Source organism: Colwellia echini (assembly GCF_002843355.2).
Classification (GTDB): Bacteria; Pseudomonadota; Gammaproteobacteria; order Enterobacterales; family Alteromonadaceae; genus Colwellia; species Colwellia echini.
The window spans coordinates 1-7,029 of sequence record NZ_PJAI02000040.1; the positions used below are offsets into that span (position 1 = coordinate 1).

Consider the following 7,029-nt stretch of genomic DNA (forward strand, 5'->3'; position numbering starts at 1 on the left):
AAGTTGCCCACTGCAACAGCAATGCATGAGAAAACCGCCAATAAAAACAGGACGGCAAGTTCAGTTTAAACAATGTGGCTCGGGTAAAAGGCTAAGCTACATTGACAAAATGAAAGTCAAAATAGATAGCCCAATAGGACGACGACAATACAGTAAGCGATTAGGTGCTATCGAGCCTGTATTTGGCAATATTACTGTCAATAAAGGCATGAATAAATTGACCTTACGCGGTCAAGAAAAAGTAAACACCCAATGGCAACTGTATTGCCTTGTTCATAATATTGAAAAGTTAAGAAACAACCTGCATTAAGGGTTAAAAGCCCAACTACACATCATATAAACCGCTATTACACTGAATTATTAAGCACCAATTAGCTATTTCAATGAATTAACGATGTAAAAAATTAAATCGCCAAAAACGTAAACGTTTTTGATTGTTAAAAGAAAATAATCCAGTTAGAGTATTTTTATTAATAAATAACATAAAAATGAGTTATTCTACAAGCTCGTTAGGTATTTATGAAGCATAACTTGAACCGTAGTGATTGGCTCGGGATCTTAATTGGTATTATCGCTGGTGTTGTCCAAACCCTTGTACTAGCGAATAAAGAGGTTGGATTTCCAATGCCTCCATCATTATTGCCTATTGCTTTATTTGGCTTAGGAGGACCGCCAGTCCTTGCTGTAGTTAATAAGCTTTTTAAAACAGCTAAATCAACCACCCAATTACCTATGAGTAAAAATGTGAATTTAATCTTTATGGTTATTGCTATGGGGTTAAGTACGGGGTTTGTTGGGCTTGTTTATCACTTTGCTATTGGTTTACCAGCAAACTCTTTAATGCCTATCGTTTTTTTGGGAACGTCAGGTTTCGGGTTTATTTTAGCCCACCTCATATACCCAGATTTGGCAAATAGGCAAACTAATACCTAACAAGAAAATTAAGCGGGACTGCAAACAGTTGGCTCGGTTTCGCTTCGCTACACATTATAGCCAACTAGTTATCAGCCCCTTATTTGGGCGTTATATCCTCAAAGGTAATCTTTATGCTTGGTAATCCGCCACGACCACCGAATGAAAAAGTAATATGGCGCTATTTGAGCTTAGATAAATATTTAGACTTATTATTAACGAAAACTATAAAATTTACGCAAGTAGAGATTGCCGCTGATCAGCTAGAAATATCATTAATGCTTAAGCGTTTAGAACAGAATGGTAGTTTAGATGGTAAAGGAAATATTCTAGAAAGTGCATCTTACTTTATAAATATACTTAGAAAATCATACTACATTAGCTGTTGGACAGGTAAAGAACATGAATGTAGGTCTTTGTGGTTCTCATATCTTGGAGAATCAAGGCTTGGTGTAGTAATAAAATCAACCGTCGGTCAGGTTAAAGAGCATATTGTTTGGGGAGACTATGGATTTGATTATAACGAAGTTATTTACCGTGATACTTTTGACGACACCGAAGAACTTCAAAGTCATATAAAATTATTAAATTCAAAAGCATTGGCTTATTCTTCTGAATCTGAGGTACGTTTTTCTGTGAACGAATCTTTGATGTATTTACCAGAAGGCGAACTCTCAGCGACTAATCCTCCTGTTAAAATCGACCCCAATTCGTTACCAAAAATTATTAGTTTCAATTCAAATTTACAATCGATGATAAATGAAGTCTGGATTTCACCTTATTGTCAAGAATGGCAACTTGAAATGCTAAAAAATTTAACAGCTAATCTTGCACCATATTTAGTGGATAAAATGAAAAGCTCCGACTTAAATGAACGGATATAACAAGTTGCTTAAACGGAAAAATAACAGTTGGCCATCGCTTCGCGATTATAGCCAACCATTATTTTCCGCTTAGCAAGGCGTTAGGTATGAGAATTAGCTATGCCGATATCATATAGGTGGGAAAGATCATGTGGGAGGTGGAATCAGTCTTCTGCTAATCCATTTAGAACAATTTCATTTGATGAAGTCGAAGAGTTAAATGAAATTTTCGCAGAGCTACTTGAACGTAATAATAAAAATAAAATCAGTTCAAACCGTAACAAACTTCAGAAAGAGACTATTGAAAAGTGGTCTAATTCTAAAAAAATAAAAATCAAATATTATTGGGGCTGTGTTGGGAAATCATACACAGCCCATAGGGTTAAATGTCTTACTGTTGCTAAAGACAAGGAGCTTTATATTCTACGTGCAGCTGTATTATGTGGCTCAGATGTTGCCTCTGATATCGATGAGGATTGGCATATGATCATGAAAAGAGGAATATATTTAGTTCATGATAGTAAGTTAAATACACTTAATAAGTGTAAAAGGTGTGCTCATACCTAACAAGAAATTAAACAAGGACAAAAAACAGTTGGCTTTTTGTTCACTACGTTCACCTATTTTAGCCAACTATTTTTTGCCTGTTAATTAGGCGTTATGTTGCCTTAGGGGTTTGGTGAATTTTAATATGAGTGATCTTTGGAACCAACGCAGTGTTGGACTTAAATTTTGGGGATTTGACTCAGACCCCTATGAATTAGCTAATCAATTTAGAGTTATGAGCGAAGCTAATGCTATTGGTGAGCCTCACGGTTTAAAAAATAAGTTCAAAGAGAATCAAGTTTACTTAGCTAAGCAGCTTTCAAAAGATGAATTTTGGGGCGATGCATTATTAGAACTAATTAAAGATTTAGGCGGTATTAAAAATATCCTATCTACAATAGGTTCAATTCAACCTAAAAATTATTTTATCGTTATAAATATTCCAGTATCGGATAATTTTAATGGCTCTGGTAACGATATCTCAAAACAATGTGTTAAAGTTTTGGCAAAATTAAATTGTGATATTTCGTTTAATTACATATAAAAGCAACATAACAAGCCACTTAAGCGGGACTAAAAACAGTTGGCTACTTTCGCTCCGCTCGGTATTATAGCCAACAATTTTTAGCCCCTTAGTGGGGCGTTAGGTGTATTGGGTTATTTGCGTAAGATATATTTTTTGATTCACGTTTTGCGTATCAATCACGTATCCTAAAACGTAATTCAGTTTTGTATTTATCGCACGTATATTATTGTTTCGCGGTGTTACATAAAATCGAGCAAAGCAGTTTGTTTAACTTTTTGGTGCGTTAATTTCTCAGTTTTTACTGCGAAATTTCGTGCAAGACTTTGCCAATTACTTTATTGTGGTTTGGTAAGTTTAGGTGGCATAAACTCTAATCAGTTCAAACACCTAACAAGGCATTAAAGCAGGACAAAAAACAGTTTGCTGTTTCGTGCCTCAACATTTTAGCAAACAATTTTTTGCCTCTTAATGCGGCGTTAGCTGCCTTAATGGCAATGGAGCACTATGTATATCCCGAGTAATATTAAAGTAGATGATATATCTATAGCCCATAACTTTATTAGTGAGTTCGGGTTTGGGGTTATTGTTACTAGTTCGCTCACAGGAACACATATCCCATTCGTATTACGTAATGATGAAGGTGAAAAAGGTGTTCTTTATAGCCATTGTGCTAGAGCCAATAAACATTGGAAAGAACTTGATGGGAGTGATGTCTTAATAATATTTATGGGGCCACATAGCTATATATCACCCAGTTGGTACGCCCAATCACCCGGAGTACCTACATGGAATTACTCTGCGGTGCATGTATATGGAAAGGTTTCTCTTTTAAATGACACTCAAACTCTGGAGGCTGTTGAAGAGGTTGTTAATAAATACGAGCCGGATTTACTGGTAAAAAGAGACATAATAACTGATGAATTTAGAGATAAACTATTATCTGGTATTGTTGGATTTAAAATAGAAATATCAGATATTGAATGCAAATTAAAACTTGGGCAGCAAAGAAAACCTGAGGACCAATCAGGAGTTTATAATGCACTTTTAAACTCCTCAGACTTAGATGCGCAAAGCTTAGCTCAACATATGAAAAAACTGTCTGTCGGTACGGGCAGCTAACAAGTCAATTCAGCAGGACAAAAAACAGTTGGTTTTGCTCCTGCGTCGCTAATTTTAACCAACTGATTTTAGCCTCTGATTGAGGCGTTAGGTTTTCAAGATGGAATTGGAGCAAATCAACGATTATCTTTCCAAACTCAAAGGTCCTGCTGATGTAGAAAATATATCAGTAGAGAAATCCGATGTTACGGGGTCATTGTTAATTAAATTTAATGGTGATATTGGAACCAAAGATGATGGTGAAATAGAACTAGAGTTTTATGGCGTTGATTCAATGTGTCTTTCATTTCGCCTATTAGCTCCTGTAAAATTGGAACAATCGAATGAACTCGCGGCAAGTGTATTAGATTCTAATTACCTTGAAAACGAGCTTAATTTCTATCAACTTACTGATGATGTAGGTGCTAAATGGTGGATTTACGCTGAAGGTTTTAAGGCAAGGTTATTACCTGTCTATTACGGGTAAAGAAAACCTAACAAGGCGCTAAAGAACGGACAAAAAACAGTTGGCTTTTGCTCGTTCCTCGCTAATTTTAGCCAACAATTTTTTGCCGCTTAGCGTGGCGTTAGTTGCCGCAACTTGTTCGAGTAAATTTAGTTTAATCGTGCGGTATTTCACATCAAAGGATTGGTGTTTGTTTCCTTCCTTTCTTGTGTCTACTTTCAATTTACTCGTTGGCTTTAGTGTTTTTGTTTACACAGTTTTCGCCTAACTTTTGTTGGTAAATATAATCAGTAGTTTTGTAAACGGCTCAAAGTTCGCATTCAGTGGCTAAGTTGCGGTGGTGTTTTTAAATACTCACTTCCATTAATTAATTTTTAGTGTTGTTGGTGAGTTAAATGTGTTTAGCTATCAACAACTAACAAGGCATTAAAGAAGGACAAAAAACAGTTGGCTGTTTTCGTTCCTCAACATTTTAGCCAACAATTTTTTGCCTCTTAATGGGGCGTTAGGCATTCAAGGAGATCGCATTGAGTTTTGATACACTTTCTTTTGACGAGTTAGATGAGCATGCAATGGAAAGGCTTATCTTTGATGAAGAAGAAATATCTCCTATCCTTAAAGGTCACATTTTCATTGAGAAAATTCTTGAGACGTTAATTTCAAGTAATTTACAAACCCCACAAGCATTATTTAAACGTACACGTTCGTTTGAGTTAAAAGTAGATTTAGCGTTAGCGATGGGTTTAATTGATCAAAAATATTTTTCAGCTTTCAAAGCAATTAATAACATTAGAAATAATTACGCACATAAACACGATTATAAAGTAACAATAAAAGAGCTTAGTGGTTTTAAGTTTGATTGGGAGCCAGTTCAAAATAAAGCTTTTGATGTTGCATGCTCTAAAGGCGCAGGTGAAGCTGTTAGGTTAGCTACGATATTTCTGACCTGGAAAGCTATTCATCTAATCAAGCAACCAAATGCCTAACAAGAAATTAAACAAGGACAAAAAACAGTTGGTTTTTGCTCCTGCGTCGCTTATTTTAACCAACTATTTTTTGCCTGTTAATTAGGCGTTATGTTTATTTCAGGCTAATCTTTTGGGGAAATCCTATGAGGTATATTTATATCGTGTTTTTAACTTTTTTTTCTAATTGTCTATGTGCGGAATCAATTTGTGAACAGTTATCTTCAAAATCAGAGGCAAGTGATGGATATAAAGTTATAGATATTCCGAGTAACTTTAAAACTTTCTATTATAAAGATAATCCTCAAAATCACTACAAGGTAGCGTTCCACGATCTTGACAATGACGGAAGTAATGAGCTAGTTGGGCAGTTTGTCGCCGGCAGTTCATATCAGAATTTTCTTGTTGTGAAGAAAGATGGTGAGGTTCATAAAGTTGGCTCTGCTATGTGTATGGCAGGTGATGCCAAACTTTACAGTATATTGAGTTCTAATGGGAAAAACTACCTTTACGTACAGATGAAATCAAAAGAGGGTTGTATTCATTCTGTTGGTGGTATGAAAACGATTGCGTCAATATCAGAATATGAATTCGGTGTTGATAGTAAGCCTCTGTGCTACGTTAAAATAAAGTGAGGTACATAAACATAACAAGTTGCTTCAACGGACACGTACAGTTTGCTAGCGCTTCGCGCATTATAGCAAATTGTACTTAGCCGCTGAGCAAAGCGTTAGGTGTATTGGGTTATTTGCGTAAGGTTTATTTTTTGATTCACGTTTAGTGCATCAATTACGTATTCTAAAACGTAATTCAGTTTTGTGTTTATCGCACGTATATTATTGTTTCGCGGTGTTACATAAAATTGAGCAAAGCAGTTTATTTAACTTTTTGGTGCGCTAATTTCTCAGTTTTTACTGCAAAATTTCGTGCAAGACTTTGCCAATTACTTTATTGTGGTTTGGTAAGTTTAGGTGGCATAAACTCTAATCAGTTCAAACACCTAACAAGGCATTAAAGCAGGACAAAAAACAGTTTGCTGTTTCGTGCCTCAACATTTTAGCAAACAATTTTTTGCCTCTTAATGAGGCGTTATGTGTTTCGGAAGTATTGTGCATAAATTAGATTCCGCGAGAAATAAAACTGATTCAATTGTAAATAGTTTTGATGTTTCATTAATGTCTAATGCTAAGTGGGTTAAATTATTAAACTTACTATCAAATTTGAATTTGGATGGTGCAAATGCAACCGTTAAATTAGTTTGGGATATCGATATTAGATCATTCCGACTCGATAAGGATTTAGAATTCAATTTTGATTATTACGCCAGTTCAATGGAGTCAATGATTAGCGGTTATCCTAAAGGCTTTTATGATTACAAAGAAATTGAATGGTTAAATATATTGGCTCCAAGTGAAACAATTGGGCTAATCAATAAGAGTTTAGATAAAGTTGGTAAGTTTTGTGTCAAGCAAACAACTGATAGCATTCAGATACTTGCGTACAAAAACACATAACAAGTCATTAAAGCAGGACAAAAAACAGTTTGCTTTTGCTCCTTCGTCGCTTATTTTAGCAAACTATTTTTTGCCTCTTAATGAGGCGTTAGGTGTATTGGGTTATTTGCGTAAGGTATATTTTTTGATTCACGTTTTG

The 7,029-nt window shown here is 35.3% G+C and carries 11 protein-coding genes; 10 read left to right on the plus strand and 1 reads right to left on the minus strand.

The window, feature by feature from the left end:
* The 7 genes from CWS31_RS16875 to CWS31_RS16905 all read left to right on the plus strand — a co-directional run.
* On the plus strand, positions 1-310 hold a 310-nt coding region (locus CWS31_RS16875; protein ID WP_246143541.1), incomplete at its 5' end, for a transposase.
* Positions 311-519: 209 nt separating this feature from the next.
* A complete protein-coding gene (locus CWS31_RS16880; RefSeq protein WP_101344020.1) occupies positions 520-933 on the plus strand; it encodes a hypothetical protein in 414 nt (137 codons plus the stop codon).
* Between the two features lie 113 nt (positions 934-1,046).
* A complete protein-coding gene (locus CWS31_RS16885; protein WP_101344019.1) occupies positions 1,047-1,796 on the plus strand; it encodes a hypothetical protein in 750 nt (249 codons plus the stop codon).
* Positions 1,797-1,895: 99 nt separating this feature from the next.
* On the plus strand, positions 1,896-2,342 hold the full coding sequence (locus tag CWS31_RS16890; RefSeq protein WP_101344018.1) for a hypothetical protein: 447 nt from the start codon (positions 1,896-1,898) through the stop codon (positions 2,340-2,342).
* 124 nt (positions 2,343-2,466) lie between these two features.
* On the plus strand, positions 2,467-2,865 hold the full coding sequence (locus CWS31_RS16895) for a hypothetical protein (RefSeq protein ID WP_101344017.1): 399 nt from the start codon (positions 2,467-2,469) through the stop codon (positions 2,863-2,865).
* Between the two features lie 486 nt (positions 2,866-3,351).
* The gene (locus CWS31_RS16900; protein ID WP_101343759.1) at positions 3,352-3,966 is read left to right on the plus strand and encodes an FMN-binding negative transcriptional regulator; all 615 of its coding nucleotides are present in this window, start codon (positions 3,352-3,354) and stop codon (positions 3,964-3,966) included.
* A 100-nt stretch (positions 3,967-4,066) separates the two neighbouring features.
* A complete protein-coding gene (locus CWS31_RS16905) occupies positions 4,067-4,432 on the plus strand; it encodes a hypothetical protein (protein WP_101343758.1) in 366 nt (121 codons plus the stop codon).
* Positions 4,433-4,450: 18 nt separating this feature from the next.
* On the opposite strand, the gene CWS31_RS16910 is transcribed toward CWS31_RS16905, so the two are convergent.
* Complete coding sequence (locus tag CWS31_RS16910; RefSeq protein ID WP_148747783.1) at positions 4,451-4,633, minus strand: hypothetical protein; 183 nt, start codon at positions 4,631-4,633, stop codon at positions 4,451-4,453.
* 305 nt (positions 4,634-4,938) lie between these two features.
* On the opposite strand from CWS31_RS16910, the gene CWS31_RS16915 reads away from it, so the two are divergent.
* The 3 genes from CWS31_RS16915 to CWS31_RS16925 all read left to right on the plus strand — a co-directional run bounded on the left by CWS31_RS16915 (position 4,939) and on the right by CWS31_RS16925 (position 6,890).
* Positions 4,939-5,397, plus strand: coding sequence for a hypothetical protein (locus CWS31_RS16915; protein WP_101343757.1), 459 nt, complete (start codon positions 4,939-4,941; stop codon positions 5,395-5,397).
* A 125-nt stretch (positions 5,398-5,522) separates the two neighbouring features.
* On the plus strand, positions 5,523-6,011 hold the full coding sequence (locus CWS31_RS16920; RefSeq protein ID WP_101343756.1) for a hypothetical protein: 489 nt from the start codon (positions 5,523-5,525) through the stop codon (positions 6,009-6,011).
* 474 nt (positions 6,012-6,485) lie between these two features.
* The gene (locus tag CWS31_RS16925; protein ID WP_101343755.1) at positions 6,486-6,890 is read left to right on the plus strand and encodes a hypothetical protein; all 405 of its coding nucleotides are present in this window, start codon (positions 6,486-6,488) and stop codon (positions 6,888-6,890) included.
* Positions 6,891-7,029 lie beyond the last annotated feature (139 nt).